This is a genomic window from Paenibacillus pedocola, from assembly GCF_031599675.1.
GTDB lineage: Bacteria > Bacillota > Bacilli > Paenibacillales > Paenibacillaceae > Paenibacillus_AQ > Paenibacillus_AQ pedocola.
The window spans coordinates 4,068,552-4,095,173 of sequence record NZ_CP134223.1; the positions used below are offsets into that span (position 1 = coordinate 4,068,552).

The following is a 26,622-nucleotide window of genomic DNA, read 5'->3' on the forward strand; positions in this document are numbered from 1 at the left end:
GCAGCTCCGTAATGATGGTTGTCCGGCGGGACTGGCCGGAACATAATAAGCAGGCCGGAGTCTCCTGGAGGAGACTCCGGCCTGCTTTTGCGTTGGCTTCACTGGATGTTCATTCTACGCCCTTGGTGTTGACGATCTCCGTTACCTCTTGCGTAATAAGCTCTCCCCCCCTACGCTTCCAGTCCTTCACGAAATCATCGAATTCGCTCACCGGAGTTTCTCCGACGATAATATTCAGAAAGGTCTCGCTTTCCAGTGTCTGCAGCTTAGGCCAAACGCCCGCCATACCGGGTGTACTGCCGTAAAAAACACTGCGCACCTGCTCGATTGCCGTCGTGGTTAATACAGCGACACCGTATTTGTAAGCATTGGTTGCCTTCCAGCCCTCAAGATTCTTCTTGGGCTGCTCTTCCTCAGCAAGCCAGCGGTCATAGAGCAGCCGGGTGTCCGGATCCAGCAGATCCGGATCGATTTTACCATGCAGTGCCTGCTGCACATCGGTATAATGCTGCTCAATAGCACCGCTGTAGTCAATCAGCAGGTCGAACGGGTAGTAGGCCCGCAGCTGGATGCCGGTCTCGGCCGAGAAATCATCCAGTTTATTGACCTCTGCCATATTGGGGTCCCGTCTTCTCTCCAGCCGGGTGAACATGTTCAGCAGCTTCACCACCGCTTCTGGATGCTCATAACCCTTGCGGACCACCAGGTAGCGGTCCGTCACCGGGGCCATGTGGGCAATGAATTTGCCGCTGTTATCCAGCGGAGCGGCATACGCCCGCCACTCTGCCTTGGTATCGGCGGCCACTGCCTCAGATAAGGGGTAATACGGCATCCACCAAGGACCGAAGAACATGCCGGACTGGCCGGAAATAATCGGCTCCTGGGTCTCTTTATATAGAGCAAAGCCGGGATCGATCAGCCCGCGCTTGTACCAGTCGGCCAGCTTGGCCAATGCCGCTTTTGTCTCGGGAGTAATCGAACCGTATACAGTAGCGCCGCTGCTGTCCTTTATCCAATTGGTCGGAAAAGCATGGAAGGCGCTGAAGACCGCATCAAGGCCGTTAATATGCGGCTTCGTTCCATACACGATATTTTTGTAGGCGCTAAGGCCGAAGGTATCGCGTTTGCCGTTGCCGTCAGGGTCTTGTTCGATGAATGCCTTGGCGATTCTTTCAATATCCTCGAAAGTGCTGGGGTCCGGCAGCTCCAGCCGGTCCAGCCAATCCTGGCGGACCCACAACAGCATCGGAGAATCCGCATTGATCGCCACATTCGGCAGGCCGTACAGCCGGCCGCTGCGGGAGGCATCATCCAGCGCCTCGCCTCCGGTTGAGCTGTACATCTCCTTGATCAGCGTAGAGCCGTACTGCTGGAAAGTGCCGGTCAGATCGGCGATCATATCGCTGTCGATCAGCTTCTTTAATTGATCCCGGTCGACAACCATCGCATCCGGCAGATCGTTGCTGTCAATCGCCAGTTGTGCTTTTTGTGTGTACAGCTCTTCGCCTTTGGCTTCCCAGGAATGAACAACCTTGATATTCGACAGGCTCTCCATGTAACGGGAAACCGGATTATTATCATTACTGTCACCGTTGTTGAGCCGGGAATCCGGAACCTTGAAGCCAATCCGCATCGTAACCGGCTGCTCATATTTACTGTAAGCGGCAGTTTCGGCAGCATTGCCTTGCTGGGCCCTGTTGGACTCTCCAGGAGAGTCTGTGCTGCCGCAGGCCGGCAGACTGAGCAGCGCCAGCACTGAGAGGATCACACGCCGGGTCTTCATTTATAGCTTCATCCTCTCTGCACGGTAATCACTTGGCAGCCGGCCGACCCGTTCCCGAAACAGCCTGCTGAAATACCGGTCATCCTCAAATCCCGATCTGCAGGCGATCTCATGCACCGGATAGTTAGTCTCCAGCAGCAGCGATTTGGCCAGCTCAAGCCGCATTCCGCGCAGGACTTCGCCGAAGCTCTCGCCGGCAAATCGGGCGAAGCACTGGCTGAAGTAGCCCCGGCTCATATTGATATACGCAGCGACATCCCCCTGATTGATTTTGTCCCCGGCATGCTGCTTCATATACCGGACGGCGCGGATGAGGCAAAACATCAACTCCTTGCTCAGTCCCAGCTCAACCATGCGCCGCTGAATATGAGCGGCGAACTGCCGCAGCCACTGCTTCCAGCGGCACCAGTTCACGTTACCGCCAGCCGCAGCCGCCAGCTCAACAGCTTCGTCCGCAGTAAGCAGTAGCGGACTCCAGCTCTGAAGCATAGCGTGGCCGAAGGCGGCTATTGCCTCGGGGGAAGGCTGCTGGCACAGTACATCAGCGGTGAACTCCTCCCAGTCGGCCCGTTCAATTGTCCACCTGAGATTCTGCGCAGCTTGGAGCACTGGTTCCTTCCCGCTTGCATTCCTTTCACTGGCCCAGGACAGCTTAAGCTCCGGATAATTCAGTCTGGCCGGTTCTTCCTCCCCGCTGTAATAGAACAGCGCCATCCGTGCTGCCTTAGCCAAGACTTCTTCCACCTCTTGGAGGCTCTGGCCGCGCAGCCCGCTCACCAGCGCCGTCTGCCAGCGTCCTTCCAGAACAGAGCTGAGCTCCCGCTGCAGCTCCTGTTCACTAAACCGCTGAGGGAGCGGCGACATCCACTGCTCCCTCAGGGCAATCAGCGGCTGGTTCTTCACCAGAGAGAGCTGATACAGCTCTTCTTCATTGATTGGAGCCTTTAAGGGCAGATAGAGCACAGCCCTATCCGCGGTCATCGCCATGCCCGCCCCGCGGCTAAGTGACTCCCGGGTGCTGTCCTCCCATTTGATCCGTTCCACCAGCCGAAAAATCGTTTCATCGGCATTTTCTACCTCTAGCAGCGTTTTGACAATATAATCGACTGCCCCGAGGCGAAGCGCTTCCTGCACATAGTCAAATTCATGATGACAGGTCAGCACCACGCAGCGGATGGCGGGAAACCGCTGCCTCACCTGCCGGATCAGATCAAATCCGGACATGCCCGGCATGGTAATATCAACAAACAGCAGATCCGCCTCCTGCTCCCGCAGCAGGGCCAGCGCAGCATTACCGTCTCCGGCTTCGCCGACGATGACGACACCGAAGGACGGCCAGTCAATCAGCGAGATGAAGCCTTTGCGCACCAGGCGTTCATCATCGACAACAACAGCTTTAATCATCGAAGTCCTCCTTGCTTTTACGGGGGATAATGATCGATATCGTTGTTCCTTCGCCCTCTCCGCTTTTGATCTGCAGCTCCATTTGCCCGTCGTAGTAGGTTCTCAACATACGCATCACGTATGCGAACCCGATGCCGAGCCCCCGCTTTTTAGCGCTGTCATCCGAGAGCAGCTCTTCAATCTGTGCGTCGTTCATACCAGCCCCGTTATCCTTTACACACAGCTGTACTTCAGTGCCGCCGTGCGCCTTAATAATGACATCCACTCTCCCGTTGTCGCTGAGTCCGTGATAAATCGAATTTTCCACCAGCGGCTGGAGCAGGAACCGCGGCACTGCCGCCGCAAGCACATTATCTTCCGCCTGCACATTGAACTCGAATTCATAATCATAACGGATACGCTGCAGCTCCATATAATTGCGGATCGCTTCAATTTCTTCGCCAATCGTCACAATGATGCTCTGTTTGCCAAGATTGTAATGCAGAACCTTCACCAGCAGGGTTACCAGCTTGTCAATTTCCTTCTGCCCGTTCAACCGGGCCAGCCACTGTACCGTGTTGAGTGTATTATGCAGAAAATGCGGGTTGATCTGGCTGAGCAGCTTCTCGATTTCATACTGGCTTTTCTGCTTCTCATTACGGGCAACGGCCTGAATCAGCTCATTCACCTGATCCTTCATCTGCTGGAAATTGCTCAGCACGAAATCGAACTCTTCCACATTCGTAAACGCAACCGGCGCGGTGACATTTTCGGCCATCCGGATAATCTCAACGTTGACCTTGCGCAGCGGTCCATAGATCTTCTTCCAGATCAGCCAGGCCAGAACTCCTGCGAACAGCAACGTCAAAAGGGCCAACAGAATCATTTTGTAGAACCAGGTGTAAATCTCGCTGTTGAACACTGATTTTTTAACGACGGCCACCAGCTTCCAGCCCTGCGGGCTTTCATAACGGAACAGATGATAGCCATCCAGCACTTCATGGCCCTCACCTCCGCTTGTTCCGGCGGCTTTGACAATTCTGCCGGGCACCTCGCCGTCGATCATATGGGTCTGCGTCCCGCTCTGGTTCACCAGAAGATGGTTCACTTTCATGCCATAAGCTTCCTGATTGAAAATTTTGCGCAGCAGGCTGTAATTCGTCTCCAGGTAAATATACAATTCATCCCGGCCGTTCACCCGGACAATCCGCTGCTCGGAGAAGACGACATTGTCACCGACAGCATACATCGTGCTATGCGGCCCGAAATAGTCGGCTCCGTTATAGCGCATGAAAGAGGGCAGCGTGCTAACATCGAAGCCCTGCCGGGTGCTCATGTTCGTGAACAGCACAGGGTCCTTGCTGCCGGGCATGATATAAGCTGTCAATCCGATATAGGGATTGGTGAAATTGACGAGATTAATCTTCTGGTTGATCGAATTCATAATCTGCGATTTGCGGTAAATCTGTTTCTCCTGCAGAAAAGAATTCATCTCTTCCACAATCTGCCCGTCGAGCGCGAACTGCTTAGAGGCGAAATCCAGATTGTCAATCGCATTTTCCAGGCTGAGCGCTTCCTGGCGCAGACTCGCGCTGATGCCGCTGCCGATTTTGCCGGACAGAATCGAATAAATGGAAGTATAGGATACAATTCCGACGATCAGAAGCGGCAGCAGCGTGCCGATCAGCAAATAAATGACCAGCGTAGTCCGCAAAGATTTGACTGCCGGAGCACGGCTCCTCCCTAGCTTCGTTCTGCGCATTCCGCTTGCTCTCCTCTTTTAATGAAAGCGTTTTATCATATGATATCAGAATACCAGATTCTTCCCGGGCTGAATATAATAAGGCAGCGCAGCCTTTTTGCCGCCCTGCCTTATACCTATGATTAGAGCCGTTTTATTTTACACTTTTGCGGGCTTCAAACAGCTCTTCAGCCTTTTTAACCGAGAACTCCATCACGTCGGCATAGCCGAGGCCGTTCACCTTATCGTGCATTTCTTTGTTCAGCTTATCAAATTCCGCCTGATTCTTCGCAAACACCATCTTCCAGGAAATCTGCTGGATCACGGTGCCGATCTGTTTGTTTTTCTGTTCCAGTGTTTTATCCATCGTCAGCGGCTCTTTCCCGGTGAAACCCTGAGGAGCAACGGCGAGCAGATTATTTTTCTCAAAATATTCTTTGGCCGTCAGCACGCCCATCTTCGCTCTCCAGTCACTGTCCAGCTTCGACGGATTACGTTCCAGCGTTGTCTTCCACAGGTTGTGGTCATACGGCTCGTTTGTCTCCGGATTCACCATCGCCGGAACTACAAATGAGAAGTTCATCTGATTAGAGCCGTAGTAATAGTCGCCGCCGCCGTATTCTTCCGGCACTTGTGTATTCTGCTGGTCCGTATAGGCTTTCCATCCAAAGTCAGTAACGACCGGTTGGCCGCTTGCGTCAATATCCCAGGTCAGACCCTTCGGACCATTCGGTACAGCCGTTCCGCTCCCTGCGGAGAGCATCGCGCCTTCCGGTGTATACATCCAGTTAATGAACTCCATAATCCGCGCCGGGTCCTTCGCCTTAGCGCCGATCGAAATAATGCCGTTGCCTCCGTAAACATTGAATCCGGTGGAATACATCAGCTCATCCTTAAACGGTACCAGTGCGAAGCCTTTGCCTTCAGCTGTTCTTTCCGCTGTATTGTAGTTAGCTGCGCCAAGCCACGGGAACCAGGAGAACAGCAGGCGGCCGTCCTTGTATTTCGCTACAACATCATCGAACTTTTGGGTCAGGGAATCCGGATCAAGCAGCCCCATTTGATTGGCTTCATAATACAGCTTCAGCGATTTCATGTACCAGCTGTCTTCGGAGAGGAAATCATAATATTTCTCTTCATCGGCTTTGACATAAAGCGCCGTATCCGGAATCTCATCATAGCCCAGCATGTTGGCGAACTGCTTCGCCAGCGTCATTTTGTAGTTGCCGTCCCAGTCCGACCAGAGCGAGAACGCATAGGTTTTCTTGCCCTGCTCATTCTTCGGTTCAAGCTCCTGCATCTTTTTCAGCACAGGCAGATAGTCTTCGATCGAGTTAATCGCCGGTGCTCCGATTTGCTGGTACAGATCCCAGCGCAGATCCGGTCCCCAGGTCATATCCTTACCTTCAGAAGGGCCGGAGGGGTTAGTTGCCACGCTGTTGCCGATGCCGTAGACCGCACTGCCGCCGCCAAAAGCAACTTTGGCCTTCTCTACAGCTTTCGGGAACTGCTTCGTTAGATCTGTACCGTATTTGTCGAGCAGGCCGTCCTGTGTCCAGTCCAGCAGCAGCTTGCCTTTGATCGCATTCGGGTAGTGGTTCTTGTCATCCCCGAAGATGATGATGTCGCCCAGATCACCGGAAGCCATCATTGCGGAGATTTTGGTATCCCCGCCAGTCAGGTTGGAGGCAACGATATCCAGCTCGATATTGAATTTGTCCTTAATCACTTTAGCGAACCAGCCGGTTTGCGGCCCGGCATAGTTGGCGGTCGTTGAGAAGACAGTCAGCTTGAGCGGCTTGGTATGATCCAGTGTGCCGTCATCCGGCGCCGCTGTTGCTTCCGTACTGTTCGTTGCTTCAGCCGTCGGCTTATCCGTGCTCTCCGCCGGACCGGCATTCCCGCCGTTATTGTTCCCCCCGCCGCAGGCTGCCAGCGCGAACACCATTACCGCGCACAGCAGCATCAGCGACAACCTTTTAAATCTCATCTTCATTCCCCCTAAAAGTTTTGTGGGCATCAACCTAGTTTGTGAACATATACAGCATTGAATCAGATGATGAACTCTATAAGTACAAGCTCTGCCTGCCGGCGGAGCAGCACTCCAAATCCTCAGGATTTCAGGCGTTCAGGCGGCTATACAAGATCAGCCTTTGACCGCACCGATCATAATGCCTTTCACAAAAAACCGCTGGAAAAACGGATACACAATCAGAATCGGCAGCACCACAATCATCGTCACCGTCATCCGCACGGAGGTTGGCGTCTGCATGTTCTGGACACTCGCCGCCATATCCGGGGAATTACGGATCAGGGCAGCCAGCGAGCTCGATTCGTTCAAATACCGCCAGAGCAGGAACTGCAGTGTAAAGTATTTGGTATCTGTCATCAGGAACGCGGTGTCTATGAAGGAGTTCCACTGATTGACCGCCGAAAAAATGGTAATCGTCGCCAGAATCGGCGTGGTCAGCGGCACAATAATACTCCAGAACACCCGCAGATACCCTGCCCCGTCGATGCTTGCGGATTCCTCAAGAGAAGGCGGAATTGCCTCCACAAAGGTTTTGACCAGAATGATGTTAAACGGGGTAATGATCGTCGGCAGAATATAAGCCAGATAATTGTTAGTCAGATGGAGATTGTGCATCGTGATGTACCAGGGAATCAGTCCGGCGCTGAAATACATCGTGACCACAACGCTGCGGTACCAGATCTGGCGGCCCCACATTTCCTTTTTGGTGAACAGGTAGCCGAGGAAGGCTGACGCGCCAACAGTCAGAAGGGTTCCGATAACCGTCCGGTAGACCGATACAAGCGCCGCATGGCTCAGCCCGCTGATCCGCAGTACCTTGGAGTAGTTGTCAAAATGAATTTCCCGCGGATAAAACTTGATGTACCCCGCCGCGCTTAGATCATTGGAGCTAATCGTGTTGATGAACAGATAATAAAACGGATAAATGCAGCTCAGTGTGAACAAGCCGAAGAGCACGTAGATGATTCCCTGGAACAGGGCATCGCCTGGCTTCAGTTTCTTGCGCAATGGAATCACCCCTTTAAATAATGGATTCATCCCGTACCGCCTTCGACAGGGTGTTGGCCGCGAACAGCAGCGCTACACTGACGATCGACTTCAGCATACTGACAGCTGTAGCGAACGGGAAATTGTTGGCAAAGGCGATATTGTACACATATAAATCCAGCACTTCTATCGCATCCTTGTTCATCGCATTCTGGAAGGCAAAATACTGCTCCATCCCGTTGTTGACAAAATTCCCGATGGAGAGCAGCAGCAGCACGAAGAAGGTTGGAATGATGCCGGGAACGGTAATATGCCAGATTTTGCGGAACCGGCTGGCGCCGTCCACTTCTGCCGCCTCATACAGCTCCTGGTCAATGCCGGCTATCGCGGCCAGATACAGGATAGCGCCCCAGCCGAGCGACTTCCACCAGTACCAGGCAATCATGGTCACCCAGATATGTGAGCTGGAAGCGAGAAAATTAAAACCTTCGTCCACTATACCGAGCTGTACCAGAATATTGTTCACGACTCCGTTATCCACAGAGAACAGCGAGAATGCCAGCGCATACACGAGAATCCAGCTGATAAAATTCGGAATCGTCGTCAGCGTCTGCACGAACTTGCGGTACCAGCCTGCCTTAACCTCCGTGAGCAGAATCGCGAAGATTACCGGAAATACCGAGGTGACCAGTCCAAGCGAGCTCATCGCTACCGTATTCTTCAGCACACGCAGCACTTCTCCAGTCTGCGTAGGGTTCTCCACCATCGTGCGGAACCATTTTAGACCGACATATGGCGTGTCCGATAGCGGTATGCCCGGGATGAAGTCATAAAAGGCATAAATCCAGCCGCTGATCGGCAAATAATAGAAAATAAAAGTAATCAGAAGAAACGGTAACGCCATCAGGAACAGCTTGTGTTTGTTCTGTATCCTCCTGCGGGTCGGGTGAACAGGCTTCACACTGCGCAGCAGCTTGCCAGAAGGTACTCCCATGCCTTTATCTCCTATATCCAGATTTTGTTTACGCTTTCATCCTAACAGAAAGGAAATCCGAACCGGGAGAGAGGACAGCAACCCGTTTGCGGAGAACGGTCACAGGGTTCCGGACCATTTTCACGGTACATTGAACCGTTTTCCCGGCGTATTGCAAAAAAAAGGCCCCCCGTCTGGACGAGAGGCCTGCTGCCGATTTTATTTAGCTACACCTTTGAAAATATTAGCTTCCACACCCTGCACTCCGGCTTTGAACTTGAACAGCCCGCCCGTAAGCGGCCAGCGCTGCAGCTCTTCTTCGCTCATCCCGTCCCGTGCCGTTGTAATATACAGCTCATCTAACGCATCGCCGCCGAAGGTGCAGGAGGTGACATTTTTGGCCGGAACTTCAACCTTGGCGAGCTGTTCCCCGGTGTGGGGATTCCAGCGCGATACACAGCCGCCGCCCCAGTGCGCAACCCAGAGCATGCCTTCACGGTCAATCGTCATCCCGTCCGGGTCACCGGCTCCCTCCGGAACAAGAAAGACCCTCCGGCGGTTGTCAACGGTGCCGGACTGTACATCATAATCCATGACGTCCACCCCCCGGGTTGCCGTATCAATATAATACATCCGGCCGCGCTGGTCATCCCAGGCCAGACCATTGGAGATGCTGATGCCGGTTAAGACCCGGCGCACCTGGCCATCAAGCTCCATAACATACAGGCTGCCCGCCGCCTTTGTGAAATCCATACTCATGGTGCCGAACCACAGCCTGCCGCTGCTGTCACATTTGGCATCATTCAGCCGGTTGCGCGGAAGCTCAGGTTCTACCGCAGCAATCCGCTGCTCCTGCTCATTTTCGCTGAACCGGTATAACCCGTCCTGCAGTGCAACAATCCAGCCGCCAGCAGCTGCCGGGACTACGGCACTGATCTTTTTATCGAAGGTATAGATCTTCTCGTTCTTTGTCTTTGGGTCATAGCTCCGCAGCTGCTTACCCTCTATATTCACCCAATACAGCCTGGCGGCCGCATGATCCCAATGGGGGCCCTCCCCCAGCAAAGCCTGTGCGTCTACAACCAATTCTGCTTGACCCGCCACTTTGAAATCCTCCTAACCCACTCGGTCAAATTTCACTCCCGTCTATTCTACCTGCGATTTCATGGATATTCCACTTCCAGCCAGCCGTTTACCGGCTAATGCCCCGATACAGCCGGCTCCTCAGCGGATGCATCCATCTTCTGACGGCCCATGAAGCTGGCGGCAAGCAGGGCAAGCACAGCCGGAATTACAGCCCAGGCAAAGGTTCTCACAATCGAGGAAGACAGCCCGGATGTAATAACTGACAGAATGTCAGGCGGAATTAGTGCACGCGTATCTTGGGACAGCAAAGCATGAGGATCCTTAATATCAAGAGCCGGTGCGGAGGCCGATCCTCCGCCGCTTGAGATCATGCCGGCCAGCTTAGACGAAAAATAATGACTCTGGATGATGCCAAAAGTAGTGATTCCAATCGTCATGCCCAGGGACCGCAGGAAATTGAGTGTCGCACTGGCGGATCCGCGCTGCTGCGCGGCCAGCCCATGAATAGCCGCCGTGCTGAGCACCGAGAACGAAGCCCCCACACCCAGGCCGATCATGATCATATACAGCGTCACCAGGAGCCTCGAAGAATCCGGGGTCAGTGTAGTGACAAGTGCAATGCCCAGCACCAGCAATGCGAGTGTAGGGAGCATCAGGCTGCGGTAGCTGAATTTAACCATCAGGAACCCGCCCATTGAAGCTGTTATAACGGAGCCTACCATCATCGGCAACAGCACCAGCCCTGAATTCGTAGCCGAACCGCCTAGCACCCCCTGGATAAAGATCGGAATGTACACAGAGGCTACGATAAACGCAGCTCCGCTGAACAAGGCACACAGGATGCTGAAGGCGTAGAGCCGTTTCCGGAACAGGGCAAAAGATATAATCGGCTCCTTTGCTGTTCTCTCCGCAAGCAGGAACAGCGCCGTAAGAACCACAAAGGCCGCGAACAGGCCCAGGATGACCGGAGAATTCCAGGCATACTCTTTACCGCCAAGCTCCAGTGCAAACATCAGGCTGATTACCGCCCCCAGCAGGGTTCCGGCACCCAGCCAGTCGATCGGCTGCTTCGAATGCTCCACCGACTCACGGTAAAAGCTCACTACCATAACCAAGGCGAGCAGCCCCAGCGGCAGATTAATATAAAACACCCACTGCCAGGCGATATGATCGGTAATATAAGCACCGAGCAAGGGTCCAAAGATGCTGGATAAGCCAAAGACCGCGCCGAAGGCCCCGCCCAGCTTGCCGCGCATCTCCAGCGGCACGGCATCATACATAATCGCAAAAGCGATCGGCACGAGCGCACCGCCACCGATTCCCTGAACAGCACGGTAAGCGGCTAACTGGGTAATCGTATCTGCCGTACCGCAAAGCGCCGAACCGGCCATAAACACAATAGCGCCAAAAATGAAAAACTTCTTCCTTCCGTACATATCCGAAAGCTTACCGAAGATCGGCATCCCCGCCATTTCCGCAACGAGATAAGCCGAGGTTACCCACACAAATTTATCCATTCCGCCAAGTTCTCCGACAATGTTGCCCATCGCTGTGGACACAATCGTACTGTCCATAGAGGCCATTAGAATCCCCAGCAGCAGACCTGCGATAACGATGCCCAGATTAGGCGTTTTTGCTTTGGCTGAGTTCATATGACCCGCTCCTTTTTTTCGAGTTATTATCTACTTCACATACTTCCTCTGCTCTATCACGGTTGCGCTCTTATGAATCTCCAGATAGTCGCTGTACTCCACCTGTTGAATCACACAGCCCGGGCCAATAATAACCTTCTCCCCGCGTACAGTCCCGGCATGGGTATTCTGAAGCTCCACGTCATCCCCTTCAATCAGCCCTGAAGTGAACACCATGTCCTGCCCCTGTCCCAGATGAAGCAGCGTTTTGGTCTTGCTGCGTTTGACCGAAATATTGCTGCCGCCAACCTCTGCCGCACTGCACGGTCCGTACAATGTCAGCTGCAGCGTCTCTGCACTCAGCAGACCTTTAACCTGCAGCGCACCACTCACCTGAAGCTCCTCCGCTTCGCAATCCCCGCCTACCTCCAGACTGCCGCTGAATTTCAGCTGTTCGACACTAAGGCTGCCGGCCTGAACCTCTCCATGGCCGCGCAGCATACCGCCCTCCATCCGGTCCTTTACCGAAAGCTCACCGGTCATCTTCAATTTCTCCATCCGCAGGCTGCCGGACACTGCGGTTTGCCCGGTCAAGCTGAGACTTTGGCAATCCACATCTCCGGCGAATTTGCATTCTCCGGTTACCTTTATCTCCAGAAAATATCCGCCAAGCGAAGAGGAGGTACCCAGCACCTTCAGATTACTCCGGTTTATCATCTCATTCACTGCCCTTCTCCACCTTTCCTACGCTGGCGTCAGGATGAACTGACAGCTCGGTGAGATATTCCACTCGGCCGATCCTGCAGCCTTGACCAATCTTCACAATACCGCCCCGGACAACATCTGCAGTCGTAAATTCCAGATCAAGGACATCGCCTTCAATCGACCTCGTGATTAGCTCAGTTCTGAGCTTGGGGATCAATCCGGAAGCCAGCTTGTTCCAGAGGCTTCCGCCTGCCTTACGGACCACCAGCGTCTCAACACCAATTTCACCCGCCTTAGCCTGACCCTGCAGCCGGTAATCCACATGTCCTGCACTGAGCAGGCCGCTCACCGTAAAGACTCCTTCACCGGACAGGTTCTCCAGCTCACCGTCACCTTTTATGTTAAGCATTCCATTCAGACTGCAGTTCTCCCCCCGCAGGTCCCCGTCAATGGTCATCATGCCGTCAAATTCCATGCTGCCGAACTGGAGCGTACCGCCCACTTTCAGCTTACCGTTTGCCCGCATTTCTTCTGCCGTAGCATTACCATTAAATGTTATGACTCCGTTTGCTTTAATGACTTGGGCGCGGACCGCCCCGTTCACTCTGCATACCCCTTCCAAAATCACCTGGTCATAGATGCCTCCGGCTCCTCCGGTGATTCCCGTGAGCTGTAAATCCGGCAGCGGCTGTTTATTCATCACTCATGCCTCCTAAATAGATATGCAGCATCTTTAATTCAGCTTACCATTCAGCTGTTCCACCAGATCCGTAAGGCTCAGCCGGCTGACCAGCCTTGTGCCTTCATCAAATATCAATTCTGCCGGTGCGGCAGCCAGGAGAAAGAAGCTGGCACCCATTTTGCGGATAAAAAACAGCTCCCAGCTCTTTCCCGCAAACCTTGCCGTATTGTTGGTAAGTGTGCGGAACATCCCATCCGCTTCGTCCAAATTCATGTCCCCCTTGCTGATCAGCCCGTCAACTGCGACTAGATGCACTACCTGATCAAAGGTGTACTTCTTACCGCCAGCCGTTGCATCACCGAATCTGTCCAGTGTTGCCTTCGAAACAATGTTACGTTCCAACAGCTGGGCAGCACTCAGGGATAGATGGGCATGGGCAAAAGATGTCGTATCCGCCAGCTTTTCGGCCAATTCATCAAGGGAGAGATCGCCCTTCATGTTGATTATGTTGTGGACACGCCTAAGCATTCGTTCCTTCGGAAAAAAGGTTTCCTGGCCGGTAAACGCTGATTTGCGGATAAACCAATCCTCCGGGATAAGCTGCTTCCGCTTCCAGCGGTACAGCTGCCCGTAAGAAATCCCCGTTAATTCAAGCAATTCCTTCTTGGAAATCAAATCTTCTTCCATGTTGACCACTCCTTGGCGCTATCGTAACATAACATTGTTACGTTGTGAACACCTGACTACCCCATCCTCACAACTTTCGTTTACCTTGTTCCGCTTCATGGCATTTAAGATTGTACAGCATGCCACAAAAGCAGGCCTCCGCCCCGGGGTGGATTTTCGCTCATCCGCTAAACCTACTTTTTACCAGTGTTGCTCCATATGCCGAAATGCAAAAAGGAGCAGACCGCTCCCGGCTAGGAATGGTCTGCTCCTGTCTATACTATTTTAACAATATGATGATGCTTACTCTTCTGTCTTGCCTTCATCCGTATCTGCTACGGCTGCCGGTTCGGCAGTTTCAGCAGTTTCGGCCTCAGCAGGTTCTTCCAGAGCTGCCGGTGGCGCAATGCGCAGAATCAGCGTATCCTCAGGTGTCAGCACTTCCCAGCCTTCATGCTTAGGCAGATCCGAAACCAGCAATTGATCACCGATATTAAGGCTGCTGATATCCACATCGAAGGTAGCTGTCAGCTTGTCCGGCAATGTGCGGATATCCAATTCATACAACTCTACCTGCTGGATGCCGCCGTCCTTCACACCGGCAGGGTCGCCAGTGAAGTGGAATGCAACCTTTGTAACCAGCTCCGCCTTCATGTCAATCTGATGCAGATCCACATGCAGCAGCTTGCGTGACAGTGGCTGGCGCTGTACTTCAGCAATTACCGCGTTTTTGATACCAGAGCCGGGAAGTTCTACTTTGAGAATCGCCCGGGGGTTCTTGCCGATAATTTCAGTAAGGGCCTTAGCATCTGCAGTAAAGGATTGCGTATCTGAACCTGCACCGTAGACGACAACCGGTACAAAGCCTTTTCTCCGCTGTGAAGAAGTCGAGCCGGATCTTTCAGTCAAACGAACTGTAGTATTCATGATATTCCTCCTAAAGGTTGTGAGTATTAAAAAAACAAGACCAATTAGATGTAAAGGTCTAATCAGTCTCTTATTAACCATATTTGCCTGTTGTGGAATCAGTATAGCACTGACGTAACATCAAGTCAAAAAAGGGTAATCTTCAATTATCATACATTTTTATAATAAATTATGCTAAGTGACAGGCTACAAAATGGCCGCCGCCCGCATCGCGGAAGACCGGAATTTCCGCTGCACATACGTCCACAGCAAAGGGACAGCGGGTGTGAAATTTGCAGCCCGAAGGCGGATTCGCCGGGCTTGGAATATCCCCCTTCAGTACAATCCGTTCCCGCTTCAGCTTCGGTATCGGCACCGGAACCGCAGAGAGCAGCGCCTTCGTATACGGATGCAGCGGCTGCTGGAACAGTTCGTCCCTGGCGGCTGTCTCCACCATCGAACCGAGATACATCACGCCAATCCTGGAGCACAAATGCTCGACTACACTGAGATCATGGGATATGAATAAATAAGTCAGCCCTTTGCTCTGCTGCAGTTTGCTGAACAGGTTAATGATCTGGGCCTGAATCGATACATCCAGCGCGGATACCGGCTCATCGGCGATAATCAGGTCCGGATTCAGAATAAGAGCGCGGGCGATCCCGATCCGCTGGCGTTGTCCGCCGGAGAACTCATGCGGAAAACGGTCGATATGATAGGAAGACAAACCGCAGGCCTCCAGCGCCTCCAGCACCAGTCCCCGCACCTCCGATTTCGAGCACAGCCCATGATCAAGCAGGGCTTCACCGATGGCATCCCCCACCCGGACCCGCGGATTAAGCGCACTGTAGGGATCCTGAAAGATCAGCTGCATCCGGGGACGCAGGAGCCGCATTTCGGAAGGCGACAGACTATGAATGTCAACTCCTTTGAATTTCACTTCACCCTCCGTTTTCTCGGTCAGCCGCAGGATCGTCCGTCCGACTGTACTCTTGCCGCTGCCGGATTCACCGACCAGGCCAAAGGTTTCACCCGGCGCGAGCCGGATGCTGATATCGTCCACAGCTTTAACATGTCCGGTCGTACGGCCCAGCAGGCCCTGGGTAACCGGAAAATACTTTTTCAGATGATTGACCTCAAGCAGCGCCTCAGACATGCACTTCCGCCTCCTCATACAGCCAGCAGGCTGCTTTTTGCCCACCGCTGACCTCCTTCAGCTCAGGCTGGCGGGTCCGGCAGACTGGCATGCAGTGTTCACAGCGGTCATGGAAATAGCAGGAGGGTGCAAGCTCCAGCGGATTTGGCACCTGCCCCGGAATGGAATACAGCTCGTCCCGGCGCTGCCCCATCACGGGCTTAGATTTCAGCAGGCCCCGTGTGTACGGATGCTTAGGGTTCTGGAACAGCTGGACCACTTCGCCTTCCTCTACGATTTTGCCGGAATACATCACGATAACGTAATCGGCCATCTCTGCTACCACCCCCAGATCATGGGTGATCAGCATCATGGACATCCCGGAGCTTTCCTTGAACTCACGCAGCATGTCGAGGATTTGCGCCTGGATCGTTACGTCCAGCGCCGTTGTCGGCTCATCGGCAATCAATAGCTTGGGACTGCAGGAGATCGCGATGGCGATCATAATCCGCTGCAGCATCCCGCCGCTCAGCTCGTGGGGGTAGCTGTCAGCAATCTGTTCAGCGCGGGAAATCCCCACCTGCGAGATCAGCTCGACCGCCCGCTGCCGGGCTGCTTTTTTCTTCATTTTCTGATGAACAATCAGCGGCTCCATAATCTGCTCGCCGATCTTAATGACCGGATTCAGCGAGGACATCGGCTCCTGAAAGATCATAGCAATTTCATTCCCGCGGATCGCCCGCAGCGAATTTTTGTCCAGCCGCAATAAATCCTCTCCGAGAAAATCGATGCTCCCTCCGCTAACCTTCCCGCCGGGCTCTTCAACCAGGCCCATGATCGACATGGCGGTAACACTTTTACCGCAGCCGGATTCACCGACAATACAGACCGTTTCCCCTTCGCGTACCCGGAAGCTGATATCATCGACAGCTCTCACTTTTCCTTCTTCGGTGAAGAACACGGTACTGAGACCGTCTATTTTCATGATCTCCTTCATGAGATGATGGCACCTACCTCTTCTGTTTAGGATCAAGCACGTCTCTGAGGCCGTCACCAAATATGTTAATCGCAATCACCGTAGCGAAAATCGACATCCCCGGCGGAATCCATAGCCACGGATGGTCCTGGAAATCGATCATATTGTTCGCCGCATCAATCATGTTCCCCCAGGTTGGCGTCGGCGGCATGACGCCCAGACCGAAGAAGCTGAGCACCGATTCACTAAGAATCGCCCCGCCGATATTGAGCGTAGCCATTACAATCAGGAGCGGCACAATGTTCGGCAGCAGGTGGTTAAACAGCTTGCGGCGGTCACGGAGTCCAAGTACAACGGCGGCCTGCATGAATTCGCGTTCCCTCAGGCTGAGCATCTGCCCTCTGACCATCCGCGCCAGTCCCGGCCAGTTCACAATGCTGAGCATGAGCATCACAATATACATCCGGTAATCCGTCGGGATCTTCCATTCGGACAACAGAGCGCCGAAGATGAACAGCAGCGGCAGACCCGGAATTGTCATCAGCAGATCGGCCACCCGCATGATGATCTGGTCTGCCAAACCGCGGTAATATCCGGCAATCGCTCCCAGCAGCGCACCGAGAAACACCGACAGCACCATGGAGGCCAGGCCGACCGTCAGCGAGATGCGTCCGGCCTGCATTACACGGGTCAGAATATCCCGGCCCAGCGCATCCGTTCCCAGCCAGTGTGTAAGATTCGGCGCCTTATTCATCATCGCCATATTGATCTTGTTATCCGTATAGGGTGAAAAGAACGGTCCGATAAAACAAAGTATGAACATAAATACGACTACCCCAAAACCCGAAACCGCCAGCTTGTTGTGCATCAGCTTTCTCAGCGATTGCCGGAACAATGAGGATTTCTGCAACTTAGCCTGCGGCCTTTGAAGCTTGGTTAATTTGCTGTCAGCTGCCAAAGCGGTATCCTCCTCACTATAACCGGACCCGCGGATCGGCTACCCGGTACAGAATATCCGAGAGCAGCGTTCCGATGACGGTCAGAATGGCAATAAACATCGTAAAGCCCATCAGTAAAGGATAATCCCTAAGCCCGAAGGACTTCATATACAATTGGCCGATGCCCGGCCAGTTGAAGATCTGCTCGATGATCAGCGACCCGCCGAACAACGCGGGCAGCTCGAAGCCCACCAGCGTAATCGCCGGCAGCAGCGCATTGCGCAGCGCGTGGGTGAACAGCACCTTCCGCTCCTTCAGCCCCTTTGCCCGGGCCGTGCGGATATAATCCTGCTGAAGCACATCAATCATATTGCTGCGGAAATAACGCGTCAGCGAGCCCAAACCGAGCAGTACCATGACAACTACAGGAAGCGTCATATGGCGTACCACTTCCTTGAGATAGGCAAGTCCCGTTGCATTGCTTCCGGTAGTTATCATCCCTCCCGGAGGGAGCCATTTAAGGTCCACGGCCAGTATCTTGATCAGGAACAGGCCGATAAAAAACGACGGCAGCGACATCGCGGCAAAGATCGCCACCATCACAAGCGTGTCGAACCAGGAATATTGCTTATACGCCGAAATGACGCCGACAATCACCGCGATCACCCAGGTCAGAAAGGTTGAAACGGCAGCCAGCAAAAAAGAATTCCAGATATAATCACTAAACAGCTGAAGCACCGGCTTCTGCTGGGCGAGCGAGTATCCGAAATTCCCGTGGAATGCATCCTTCATCCATAGGCCGTAACGCTCCAATACCGGTTTGTTAAGCCCGTAAATTTCCCGCAGCTCTGCTTTGCGTTCCGCTGTCAGCTTGATGTTCCCGGTAATGAAGTCCCCGGGAGTCAGCGCATACAGGCAGAAAATCAGCAGCGACGCCGCAAACAGAATAATCAGCATATACAGCAGTCTTTTTGTCAGATAAGTGCTCATGATCCGCTCCTCAAGGATTCGTCCCCTCCCCTTAAGTTCCGGGAAGGGGACGAAGTAGTCATTATTTCAGCGTCCATTCCGGCAGGCTGCCGGCGAGTCCGATGAACGGGCTGACCGAAAGGTTCTGAATGCGGCCGTTGTAGGCGTAGACTGTTTTCTTATAGCTGGTGAAGAGAATCGGCAGTTCATCATTGAAGAGCTGGTAGAGCTCTTTATAGACCGCCTTGCGCTCTTCTATATCACTTGTTGCCAGCGCTTTGTTGTACAGCTCCAGGAATTTCGGGTTCTCGTAGTCGGTAATTTCACCGTCGAAGAATTGCATGAAGCCGTCTGCCGGATCAGTCAGCATGCTGGTAGAGAAGGATACCAGATCATAATCTCCGCCTTCCACTTTGGAGACCAGCGAATTGAAGTCTGCGAACACTTCCGGCTGGAAGTCGATACCTAGTGCCGCAAAGTTCTCTTTGGCTACAGCGATGAAAATGTCAGTGTTTTTGCTCTTCGAGCCGAGATAGTGAATTGAAAAAGGCTTGCCGTCTTTTTCGCGGATACCGTTTGCTCCAACCGTCCAGCCCGCCTCATCGAGCAGCTGTTTGGCTTTTTCCGGATCGTATTTGTACGGGTTGATGCCTTCTTCCGTGTAAGCCCATGAGATTGGCGAAGCCGGAATGTTGGCGATCGAACCTGCCCCCTGCTGGGCATCCACATAGATACTTTGACGGTCGAGACCATACATAATCGCCTGTCTCACCAGCTTATCCTTAAGCTGCTCATGCTTCAGGTTGACCTGCATGTAGCCGTAAGTGCTTGGGGTATAGGGAAGGATGTTGACATAGCCGAGCGCCTTCAGCTTCTCGATATTCTCATTTGTTGCACTGAAGGAAGCATAATCGACCTCTCCGGTCTCCAGGAACTGCCACACATCGCCTTCAGAGGTTTTGTAGATGAAATGCTCTGTCTTTGGCTTGCCTTTGAAATAATTCTCATTGGCTACCAGCCGGACTTCCTGTCCGGGGATGAATTTCTCCAGCTTGTAAGGGCCGTCACCGAGCGGTTTCTCATGCAGCTTCTTAATGTACTCCAGCTGGCCGAACTTATAGTCCTTGCCGTAGTAAGCCTTAGACAGCACGTTGGAGCCGAGGACTACGAGTGCAGTCGCATTAGGCTTTTCCAGTGTGACCGAGATGGTCTGCGGATCAATCACCTTAATTCCTTCGATGCTTGTGGCTTTCCCCTCTTTATAAGCCTGGCCGCCCTTTACATTCAGCGTAGGCAGCGAGGAACCGCCGTCATAGGCTTTGTCATACTGAATCGTCCAGGTAAAAGCTACATCATCCGCCGTAAGCGGCGAACCGTCGCTGAATTTCAGCTCCTTATGCAAATGGAAAGTGTATGTAAGCTGATCTTCTGAAACATCCCAGCTCTCCGCAAGCTCAGGTGCAGGCACGCCCTTCTCATCTACCGTCACCAGTGAAGCATACAGCAGTGAGGATACGTTGCCGTCATAGCCGCTTTCCTGGAAATAAGGTGTGAATGCCCCGCTTGGATCGGTAAGGCCGACGATAATCGTGTCTGTCCGGTTCTGGGCGACTGCCGGAAGCTTCGTCAAATCAGTTGCCGTATAAGGCTCACTTAGCGCGCCTGCCGGAACCGGTGCCGGCGATGACGAAGCAGCAGAACCCGTTGCACCATCCGCCGCAGCTGTAGCTGCAGCTGAATTGTCCGTTGCCGCAGCGTTATTCGTATTGCTGTTGTTAGAGCAGGCCGTAAGCAGCAGGGAACCTACAAGTAATAACGAGGACAATAAAATCGTGCTTTTTCTCATACAATCATCTCTCTTCTCTCCGTATAATGAAATACTATAATTCCTACCCACTAAGTGTGAATAAAGACCGATAGTTCACATTATAGAAAGTAAATACTGTTCTGTAAAGAGAGAACAACAAATAATTTCTTTTTATACGGAAGTTATAATTATCTTTTATAGCAAAAAAAAGCCAGAATATTCTCCCGGTTCAGAGAAATTCTTAGCTTTATGTTACAGTTTTTTATATTATTTTGTGATATTAGCATTTATTTCAAATAATCAAACAGCAGCTCATTCATCCGGTGTATTCCTTCAAGACGCAGGCTGTAGGCGGTAACATTCTCCCCTTCGATATAGGCATGCAGCAGACCGGCACAGCGGAGGCTAAAAATATGGTCATGAACAATCCCTTTAGAGATTCCGGCCATTTTGGCGATTTCCGTGAAGGATCTGCGTTCTCCGCCGAGTGACTGGAGGATTTTCAGCCGGCTTTTTTCACCCAGACTGCGGATCGTCCTGTACATAAACGGGGAAAGTTCTTCGTCTGTAACAGAAATTCTGGCCGCATAATGGCAAATGGTAAGGGAGCCGTAGCTATAAATAATATTGGCGGGCTGAAAATGAAACTGCGGAATCAGCACCAGCCTGCGCAGCCCCTCTACCGGCAGGAAATAGAAACCGTTAGTCGTCGTATTCACAAAATTAGAGGTCTGATTTCCCTGCAGTTCCTGATTCCGCTCTCCTGCATGATGCTGCAGCCGGCTCAGAATCTCAGGGTCGCTGCTGCTGAAATACTGCCGGTTCCATTCGGTTAACAGAAACAGCGACCGGCTGCGGAATTGTTCCATGTGAACGGGAAACACGCTAACATATGCGGCAAGCGTCTCATACATATCCCCTACAGACAGGTTCTCCAGCCAGTTCAGCACACTCTCTACACTCTCTTTGGCCGGACAGCAATATATCAGCAGATTAAGCAGCTTCCAGTCATTCCCGAGCTCCGTTTCTTCCAGGGCGGACAAGAGCTCACCGCTGAGACCCTTGGCAACTTCACTGGCCCAGGCCGTTCCCAGATCGATTTTTTTATTGGATTTCTTACAGATAAACGTATGTATGCTGCTCACTAATTCATATATCGGCTTGAACTGCACTTCAACCTCATATTCCACAGACATTCCTCCTGATGCAACTTCTTTTCGCTACAGCGTTAGTGTCTTAATCTTAGGACAAAAAGCGGAGGATGCGCAAGCTATTCCATTTTCACAGTCCTTGGAGGCTAAGTTATTGCAACTTGTTGCCGGTCGCCTTATTGCGTTTTCTCGCTTTTTCCAATTCAGGGTAGTAAAATAAAGGAACTACAAGAAGGCAGGAGTGAAGAATATGGATCAAATTGAACAGGGAGAAAGCCGTTTGTATATTGCTGGTGACGGAAAAGACCTTGCTGAAATTACATACAGGCTGGAAGAGGCAACAGGAAATTGGATCGTTGACCATACCTATGTCTCTGAAGACCTGCGCGGGCAAGGTACAGGCGAGAAGCTGGTTCGGGCAGTCGTGGACAAGGCCCGTGAAGCCGGCGTCAAAATCATCCCGGAATGCCCTTATGCTGCCAAGCAGTTCCAGCGGCACAAAGAGTATGCGGATGTACTCAGCGGAGACGGAAGCTCATCTTAGGACCGCGCCCGTTTCCTTGAGGAATATGAATTTATAAGAGTTCTCTAAGGCTCAAGGAGGAAACGGATTTGACTACTGCTGATACTTTACAAGATATTGAGGAATTGCAGCAACGCTGCGAACAATACGAAGGCATATCGCTGAAGCTGAATTGGGATATGCTGCGCCACTCCCCGGAAGCCGGTGGAGCAGAGTGGCTGGTGACTTACGAAGAAGATGTGCTGGTCGGCTTCATCGGATTATACGGCTTCGGCGGCGAGATGGAAGTATGCGGGATGGTCCGCCCGGGCTACCGCCGCAGAGGTATCTTCACCTCGCTCTGGGAGCGGGCACAGACGATTATCAAGCGGAACAATATCACGACGCTGCTATTGAATGCACCAGCCGCTTCGCTGTCTGCTTCCGGCTTTCTGAAGACCTTGCCGCTCGTATTCAATCATGCCGAATACCAGATGAAATGGGATGCTTCAGCTGTGCCACAGGGTTCAGCTGAAGCAAGCTCTGCGGCCGGAACTGTCATCCTGCGCCCTGCCCGTGAAGACGAGGCTCATATTCTCATTGAGCTGGACCGCGAAGGGTTTAACATGACGCAGGAGGATGCTGCGGAAATGTTTGAACAGCAGCAGCACGAAGCACTGCAGGAGCACATTATGATTGAAATGAACGGAGAACCTGCCGGCAAAATGCGGCTGTGGACCGAGAACAACGAGACCTGGATTTACGGCTTCACCGTGGATAAGAAGCTGCGCGGGCTCGGAATCGGACGCAGCGCACTGCAGCAGACCATTGAACGGGAGCGCCGCAATTATAATGGCGTGAACCTGGAGGTGGCGCTTGATAACCCCAACGCGCTGAAGCTGTATGAAAGCTGCGGCTTCGTGATTTTGAACAAGCAGGATTACTACAGATATACCGGCTGATCCCAAAATTTTTTTTCGAAATTGAGGATTGGTTATAAAAGTCACAGCCCCTTTTCTTGGCAGTTTCCTGCTGAGCTTAGGGGCTTTTTTTTGCTGCCTTATCCATGCAATGAGCATTCCCTATGTTACTTCAAAGTACCTATATGACTTCAAAGTGCGTACTGTTCATCCTGTGTACAGAGACTCATAATGCAGAAGAAGCCAGCACACAAAGGGAGGAACAATCGTATGAATCAGCAGGAAACGGCAACGCGCAAAACAGCCCTCGTGATCGGAGCCGGCGGGGTCATTGGCAGCAATCTGATCGGGCATCTGGTTACTCTGCCGGAATGGGATATTATCGGCGTGTCACGCCGGGGTGGTGATAATACGGACCGTATCCGTTATATCTCCGCCGATCTGCTGGATGCCTTGGATACCCGGCAGAAGCTCGGGAGCCTTGTGGAGGTGACTCATATCTTCTACGCAGCCTATCAGGACCGTCCAACTTGGGCAGAGCTAGTGCCTCCGAACCTCGCCATGCTGGTCAATGTAGTAGAAGCCGTTGAACCGGCAGCACGCGGACTTCAGCACATCAGTCTGATGCAAGGCTATAAAGTATATGGCGCGCATCTGGGACCTTTCAAAACTCCGGCACGGGAAACAGACGCCAATCATATGCCGCCTGAATTCAATATAGATCAGCAGAATTTCCTTGAGCAGCGGCAGGCGGGGAAACAATGGACTTGGTCTGCGCTGCGCCCTTCCGTCGTATGTGGAGTCGCATTGGGTAATCCCATGAACCTAGCCATGGTCATTGCTGTCTATGCTTCTATGTCGAAAGAACTTGGCATCCCCTTGCGTTTCCCCGGCAAGCCTGGAGCTTATCACAGCCTGCTGGAAATGACCGACGCCGGACTGCTGGCCAAAGCAACCGTGTGGGCCGCCACCGATAAGCGCTGTGCCAATCAGGCTTTCAACATTACGAATGGCGACCTGTTCCGCTGGGACGAGCTGTGGCCAAAAATAGCCGCCTACTTTGAGCTGGAAACAGCACCGCCGCTTCAGATGTCATTGTCTGTTGTCATGGAGGATAAAGAGGCGTTGTGGGACGCAATGCTTAAAAAATACGATTTGATTCCGAATAGCTACCAGAGTGTTTCTTCCTGGGCATTCGGGGATTTTGTTTTCTCCTGGGATTACGATTTTTTTGCGGACAGCAGCAAGGCGCGCCGTGCCGGCTTCCATGAGTTCGTAGACACGGAGCTCATGTTCCAGGAAATCTTCGATCTCCTGCGTCAACGCAAAATCATCCCATAAATCCCTTCCAGTCATCCTTAGATTGCAACAAAACAGCCGGTCTCTATATTAGAGACCGGCTGTTTTGTTAATCCATTCGCGTTCAGACAATACAATAGCCTTGTCGCCATAAGTCCGTTCAATATGAGAATCTCCCCATCGGCACAGCAGGTGAAGAATGTCCCGCAGACTCCATCCGTATTCGGTCAACTCATACTCTACTCTTGGAGGAACTACATTGTAAGATATCCGGTGAATAACACCATCGGCCTCCAATTCGCGCAGCTGCTGAGTCAGCACTTTCTGTGTAACGGCTGGCATAAGGGCCATAAGCTCGCCGTTGCGCTTCTTGCCAAAGGTAAGGAAGAAAAGAATAACCGGCTTCCACTTACCTCCGATTACTTCAAGCGTTGCTTCCACCGCGGTATTAAAGGTTTTGATCGGTTCAGGCATCGGTTCCGCACCTCCTGCCACTACCTTATCTCTCCTCCGCCCTATTGGCAAGCACAAAACATCCGGATTACATCAGGCCGAATCCGCCGAAAGAAGCTTCGTTCTTCTCATTCCTGCGGTCCCCGACACTTACCTTCTGGTCCGCCGAATCCTCCTGGGTTAAGAACACGGACAGCAGCCGCACGTAATCCAGGGATTCCGCAAGCGGTACACCGGCTCCGTCAAATATATGCCTCCGTCCATCCATCAGCGAATAGATTTCAATCGTTTCAGCCGGTTCCCCATAAGCCTTGTGGCAAAATACGTTGGACATATGCAGAAATCCGGTGATCACATCCTCGTTGCCGGACACCATAAATTTCTGTATGTTCAGGCAGCGTCCGCTAACCTCTGAATTCCAGACCAGCTGAAAGATCATCGCCAGCTCAATAGCCAGCTCCGGGACCGGAATATGCCACTGCTCATAAAGCATTACCGGTATTTCCCGGATGTGATTGCATGTTGCTATCCGCATCAGTTCATCGCCCACCGCGGTCTTCACATCCCAATAATGCATCAGCGACGGAAAAGCATTCCCCTTTGGCGGCCAGCGCCGTTCAAGCAGAAATTGAATCGGCGTTTCCCGGCGCACCTCAGGCTGCAGACTGTAGAAATCGTTAAGCGTGTGGCCAATAGCATACTGCACCTGCTGTCTCCAGCGCGGGAGTGTGGTGGCTGCAGCTCCGCTGTCCGGTACTGCCGCCCCGCCCAGCATGATGTGCTCCATCCGGAAATCATTCAGCCGGGTATATTGTGTAACCGGTGCAGATGTTCTTCCCTCCGCCAAGCTTCCTGCCGCGCCGCCCATCTTTAAGAAACCGCCGCGCAGGTCTCGGTAAATTGGCGCCCGAAATTCCGGCAGGCCTCTTTTTCCGCAGCATTCGGTCCGTATTCAATCTTCAGGCTGGCCTGAACAATCTCAGCTCCGCGTTCCTTCAGCTTCTCTTCAATCTGGTCCACCGCCCCGCAATAGATCGAATATCCGGTGTCCCCGCTTCCGAAGGCAGCGGCCTTGTAGGCAGATAGATCCAGCTCATCCAGCTCTTCGTAGAAGTCGAGGAATTCATCCGGCAACTCACCGTCACCCCAAGTATATGCACCCAGCAATACAGCCTCATAGTTCTTTATCTCAACCGCGTTGCAGTCGGTCACCGATTTCAAAACGGCTTCTCCGCCCGCCTCGCGAATCCCTTCAGCAATCAGTTCAGCTATCTCTTCCGTATTACCGGTCAAGCTGGCGTATGCCACAAGCACCTTAGCCATTTATTCCGTCCTCCCCAAGATAAACATGAAGTATAGTCATGGTCCTACTTCGTAAACGAAACCATGTTTTGCTATCCCCATTCTATTTGATAATGATTCTCATTGTCAATATATAAAAAAAGCGAATAGCAGCCTGTCCTTCCAGCTGAAGTTCGCTTTTCTCCCCTAGGCCCATTGTATGGCTGATTCACAAGTTCAGTAGGCACCTTCCAGCAAGGTGATCCCGTTGCCGTCCGGATCGCGGAAATTCATTTCCTTGCCTCCATATTCCATCGTAACCGGCGGCTCGCAATCCAGCCCCCTGGCTTTAAGCTGAGCATAAGTTTCATCAAGGCTGCTGCAGGAGAACACCAGATTAACGACACCGGTTGTATGCTTGCCCCATTTGTTCTCGTCCCAGATGATCAGACCCGGTACACCGCGTTCAAAGCCGATCTTCGCCCCGTCATTATTACCGAATCCCTCAAATGGAACAGGAATCCCCAGAATCTCTGCATAAAATGCCGCAAGTGCCGCCGTATCCTTAGTGTACAGATTGATGCCTTCAAAAGCAGAAATCATAAAGTTCCCCTCT

General features: G+C 52.5%; 25 protein-coding genes. 3 read left to right on the plus strand and 22 right to left on the minus strand.

From position 1 onward, the window contains the following. Positions 1-109: 109 nt before the first annotated feature. The 18 genes from QU597_RS18000 to QU597_RS18085 all read right to left on the minus strand — a co-directional run bounded on the left by QU597_RS18000 (position 110) and on the right by QU597_RS18085 (position 21,590). The gene (locus tag QU597_RS18000) at positions 110-1,783 is read right to left on the minus strand and encodes an extracellular solute-binding protein (protein ID WP_310829228.1); all 1,674 of its coding nucleotides are present in this window, start codon (positions 1,781-1,783) and stop codon (positions 110-112) included. Then, positions 1,784-3,187: a response regulator transcription factor gene (locus QU597_RS18005; protein WP_310829229.1), complete on the minus strand. Its 1,404-nt coding sequence runs from the start codon at positions 3,185-3,187 to the stop codon at positions 1,784-1,786. Next, positions 3,180-4,928 carry a sensor histidine kinase gene (locus tag QU597_RS18010; RefSeq protein ID WP_310829230.1) on the minus strand — a complete coding sequence of 583 codons (1,749 nt, stop codon included), beginning with the start codon at positions 4,926-4,928 and terminating at the stop codon, positions 3,180-3,182. Before QU597_RS18010 ends, QU597_RS18005 begins: the two co-directional genes overlap by 8 nt. Positions 4,929-5,061: 133 nt before the next feature. Further along, positions 5,062-6,897: a type 2 periplasmic-binding domain-containing protein gene (locus QU597_RS18015; protein ID WP_310829231.1), complete on the minus strand. Its 1,836-nt coding sequence runs from the start codon at positions 6,895-6,897 to the stop codon at positions 5,062-5,064. Between the two features lie 156 nt (positions 6,898-7,053). After that, on the minus strand, positions 7,054-7,977 hold the full coding sequence (locus tag QU597_RS18020; RefSeq protein WP_310829232.1) for a carbohydrate ABC transporter permease: 924 nt from the start codon (positions 7,975-7,977) through the stop codon (positions 7,054-7,056). Beyond that, positions 7,961-8,920 (minus strand): ABC transporter permease, encoded by a 960-nt coding sequence (locus QU597_RS18025; RefSeq protein ID WP_310829233.1) that lies wholly within the window; start codon positions 8,918-8,920, stop codon positions 7,961-7,963. Before QU597_RS18025 ends, QU597_RS18020 begins: the two co-directional genes overlap by 17 nt. Before the next feature lie 198 nt (positions 8,921-9,118). Next, entirely contained in the window at positions 9,119-10,003 is an 885-nt protein-coding gene (locus QU597_RS18030; RefSeq protein ID WP_310829234.1) for an SMP-30/gluconolactonase/LRE family protein, read from the minus strand. Positions 10,004-10,098: 95 nt separating this feature from the next. Further along, on the minus strand, positions 10,099-11,637 hold the full coding sequence (locus QU597_RS18035) for an MFS transporter (protein ID WP_310829235.1): 1,539 nt from the start codon (positions 11,635-11,637) through the stop codon (positions 10,099-10,101). A gap of 30 nt (positions 11,638-11,667) precedes the next feature. Then, positions 11,668-12,342: a hypothetical protein gene (locus QU597_RS18040; protein WP_310829236.1), complete on the minus strand. Its 675-nt coding sequence runs from the start codon at positions 12,340-12,342 to the stop codon at positions 11,668-11,670. Next, complete coding sequence (locus QU597_RS18045) at positions 12,335-13,021, minus strand: hypothetical protein (RefSeq protein ID WP_310829237.1); 687 nt, start codon at positions 13,019-13,021, stop codon at positions 12,335-12,337. The genes QU597_RS18040 and QU597_RS18045 overlap by 8 nt, the downstream gene beginning before the upstream one ends. A gap of 33 nt (positions 13,022-13,054) precedes the next feature. Further along, positions 13,055-13,690 (minus strand): YhbD family protein, encoded by a 636-nt coding sequence (locus QU597_RS18050; protein WP_310829238.1) that lies wholly within the window; start codon positions 13,688-13,690, stop codon positions 13,055-13,057. Between the two features lie 282 nt (positions 13,691-13,972). Then, positions 13,973-14,596 (minus strand): 50S ribosomal protein L25, encoded by a 624-nt coding sequence (locus QU597_RS18055; protein WP_236331454.1) that lies wholly within the window; start codon positions 14,594-14,596, stop codon positions 13,973-13,975. A 169-nt stretch (positions 14,597-14,765) separates the two neighbouring features. Further along, on the minus strand, positions 14,766-15,731 hold the full coding sequence (locus QU597_RS18060) for an ABC transporter ATP-binding protein (protein WP_310829239.1): 966 nt from the start codon (positions 15,729-15,731) through the stop codon (positions 14,766-14,768). Beyond that, the gene (locus tag QU597_RS18065; protein WP_310829240.1) at positions 15,724-16,707 is read right to left on the minus strand and encodes an ABC transporter ATP-binding protein; all 984 of its coding nucleotides are present in this window, start codon (positions 16,705-16,707) and stop codon (positions 15,724-15,726) included. The genes QU597_RS18060 and QU597_RS18065 overlap by 8 nt, the downstream gene beginning before the upstream one ends. A gap of 13 nt (positions 16,708-16,720) precedes the next feature. Next, entirely contained in the window at positions 16,721-17,644 is a 924-nt protein-coding gene (opp4C, locus tag QU597_RS18070; RefSeq protein ID WP_310829241.1) for an oligopeptide ABC transporter permease, read from the minus strand. A 16-nt stretch (positions 17,645-17,660) separates the two neighbouring features. Continuing rightward, complete coding sequence (locus QU597_RS18075) at positions 17,661-18,614, minus strand: ABC transporter permease (protein WP_310829242.1); 954 nt, start codon at positions 18,612-18,614, stop codon at positions 17,661-17,663. Between the two features lie 61 nt (positions 18,615-18,675). Continuing rightward, complete coding sequence (locus tag QU597_RS18080; protein WP_310829243.1) at positions 18,676-20,439, minus strand: ABC transporter substrate-binding protein; 1,764 nt, start codon at positions 20,437-20,439, stop codon at positions 18,676-18,678. A gap of 248 nt (positions 20,440-20,687) precedes the next feature. Further along, positions 20,688-21,590, minus strand: a complete 903-nt coding sequence (locus tag QU597_RS18085) for an ArsR/SmtB family transcription factor (RefSeq protein ID WP_370656195.1) — start codon at positions 21,588-21,590, stop codon at positions 20,688-20,690. A gap of 211 nt (positions 21,591-21,801) precedes the next feature. On the opposite strand from QU597_RS18085, the gene QU597_RS18090 reads away from it, so the two are divergent. The 3 genes from QU597_RS18090 to QU597_RS18100 all read left to right on the plus strand — a co-directional run bounded on the left by QU597_RS18090 (position 21,802) and on the right by QU597_RS18100 (position 24,314). Then, complete coding sequence (locus QU597_RS18090) at positions 21,802-22,095, plus strand: GNAT family N-acetyltransferase (protein WP_310829245.1); 294 nt, start codon at positions 21,802-21,804, stop codon at positions 22,093-22,095. Positions 22,096-22,163: 68 nt separating this feature from the next. Beyond that, the gene (locus tag QU597_RS18095) at positions 22,164-23,015 is read left to right on the plus strand and encodes a GNAT family N-acetyltransferase (RefSeq protein WP_310829246.1); all 852 of its coding nucleotides are present in this window, start codon (positions 22,164-22,166) and stop codon (positions 23,013-23,015) included. 228 nt (positions 23,016-23,243) lie between these two features. Next, positions 23,244-24,314 (plus strand): SDR family oxidoreductase, encoded by a 1,071-nt coding sequence (locus QU597_RS18100; protein ID WP_310829247.1) that lies wholly within the window; start codon positions 23,244-23,246, stop codon positions 24,312-24,314. A gap of 48 nt (positions 24,315-24,362) precedes the next feature. Here the strand turns inward: QU597_RS18100 and QU597_RS18105 are convergent, their stop codons facing one another. From QU597_RS18105 to QU597_RS18120, 4 genes are all read right to left on the minus strand, one after another. Beyond that, positions 24,363-24,746 (minus strand): winged helix-turn-helix transcriptional regulator, encoded by a 384-nt coding sequence (locus QU597_RS18105; RefSeq protein ID WP_310829248.1) that lies wholly within the window; start codon positions 24,744-24,746, stop codon positions 24,363-24,365. Positions 24,747-24,813: 67 nt separating this feature from the next. Further along, entirely contained in the window at positions 24,814-25,593 is a 780-nt protein-coding gene (locus QU597_RS18110) for a hypothetical protein (RefSeq protein ID WP_310829249.1), read from the minus strand. 2 nt (positions 25,594-25,595) lie between these two features. Beyond that, positions 25,596-26,048: a flavodoxin gene (locus tag QU597_RS18115; RefSeq protein ID WP_310829250.1), complete on the minus strand. Its 453-nt coding sequence runs from the start codon at positions 26,046-26,048 to the stop codon at positions 25,596-25,598. Between the two features lie 195 nt (positions 26,049-26,243). Then, positions 26,244-26,609 (minus strand): VOC family protein, encoded by a 366-nt coding sequence (locus QU597_RS18120; RefSeq protein WP_310829251.1) that lies wholly within the window; start codon positions 26,607-26,609, stop codon positions 26,244-26,246. Positions 26,610-26,622 lie beyond the last annotated feature (13 nt).

Coding starts and splice junctions, on each gene's coding strand:
- QU597_RS18090 (WP_310829245.1), top strand. CDS start 21,802: ATGGATCAAATTGAACAGGGAGAAAGCCGTTTGTATATTGCTGGTGAC.
- QU597_RS18115 (WP_310829250.1), bottom strand. CDS start 26,048: ATGGCTAAGGTGCTTGTGGCATACGCCAGCTTGACCGGTAATACGGAA.
- QU597_RS18010 (WP_310829230.1), bottom strand. CDS start 4,928: ATGCGCAGAACGAAGCTAGGGAGGAGCCGTGCTCCGGCAGTCAAATCT.
- QU597_RS18055 (WP_236331454.1), bottom strand. CDS start 14,596: ATGAATACTACAGTTCGTTTGACTGAAAGATCCGGCTCGACTTCTTCA.
- QU597_RS18025 (WP_310829233.1), bottom strand. CDS start 8,920: ATGGGAGTACCTTCTGGCAAGCTGCTGCGCAGTGTGAAGCCTGTTCAC.
- QU597_RS18015 (WP_310829231.1), bottom strand. CDS start 6,897: ATGAGATTTAAAAGGTTGTCGCTGATGCTGCTGTGCGCGGTAATGGTG.
- QU597_RS18050 (WP_310829238.1), bottom strand. CDS start 13,690: ATGGAAGAAGATTTGATTTCCAAGAAGGAATTGCTTGAATTAACGGGG.
- QU597_RS18065 (WP_310829240.1), bottom strand. CDS start 16,707: ATGAAGGAGATCATGAAAATAGACGGTCTCAGTACCGTGTTCTTCACC.
- QU597_RS18080 (WP_310829243.1), bottom strand. CDS start 20,439: ATGAGAAAAAGCACGATTTTATTGTCCTCGTTATTACTTGTAGGTTCC.
- QU597_RS18105 (WP_310829248.1), bottom strand. CDS start 24,746: ATGCCTGAACCGATCAAAACCTTTAATACCGCGGTGGAAGCAACGCTT.
- QU597_RS18045 (WP_310829237.1), bottom strand. CDS start 13,021: ATGAATAAACAGCCGCTGCCGGATTTACAGCTCACGGGAATCACCGGA.
- QU597_RS18110 (WP_310829249.1), bottom strand. CDS start 25,593: ATGGGCGGCGCGGCAGGAAGCTTGGCGGAGGGAAGAACATCTGCACCG.
- QU597_RS18075 (WP_310829242.1), bottom strand. CDS start 18,614: ATGAGCACTTATCTGACAAAAAGACTGCTGTATATGCTGATTATTCTG.
- QU597_RS18035 (WP_310829235.1), bottom strand. CDS start 11,637: ATGAACTCAGCCAAAGCAAAAACGCCTAATCTGGGCATCGTTATCGCA.
- QU597_RS18060 (WP_310829239.1), bottom strand. CDS start 15,731: ATGTCTGAGGCGCTGCTTGAGGTCAATCATCTGAAAAAGTATTTTCCG.
- QU597_RS18100 (WP_310829247.1), top strand. CDS start 23,244: ATGAATCAGCAGGAAACGGCAACGCGCAAAACAGCCCTCGTGATCGGA.
- QU597_RS18000 (WP_310829228.1), bottom strand. CDS start 1,783: ATGAAGACCCGGCGTGTGATCCTCTCAGTGCTGGCGCTGCTCAGTCTG.
- QU597_RS18005 (WP_310829229.1), bottom strand. CDS start 3,187: ATGATTAAAGCTGTTGTTGTCGATGATGAACGCCTGGTGCGCAAAGGC.
- QU597_RS18120 (WP_310829251.1), bottom strand. CDS start 26,609: ATGATTTCTGCTTTTGAAGGCATCAATCTGTACACTAAGGATACGGCG.
- QU597_RS18020 (WP_310829232.1), bottom strand. CDS start 7,977: ATGAATCCATTATTTAAAGGGGTGATTCCATTGCGCAAGAAACTGAAG.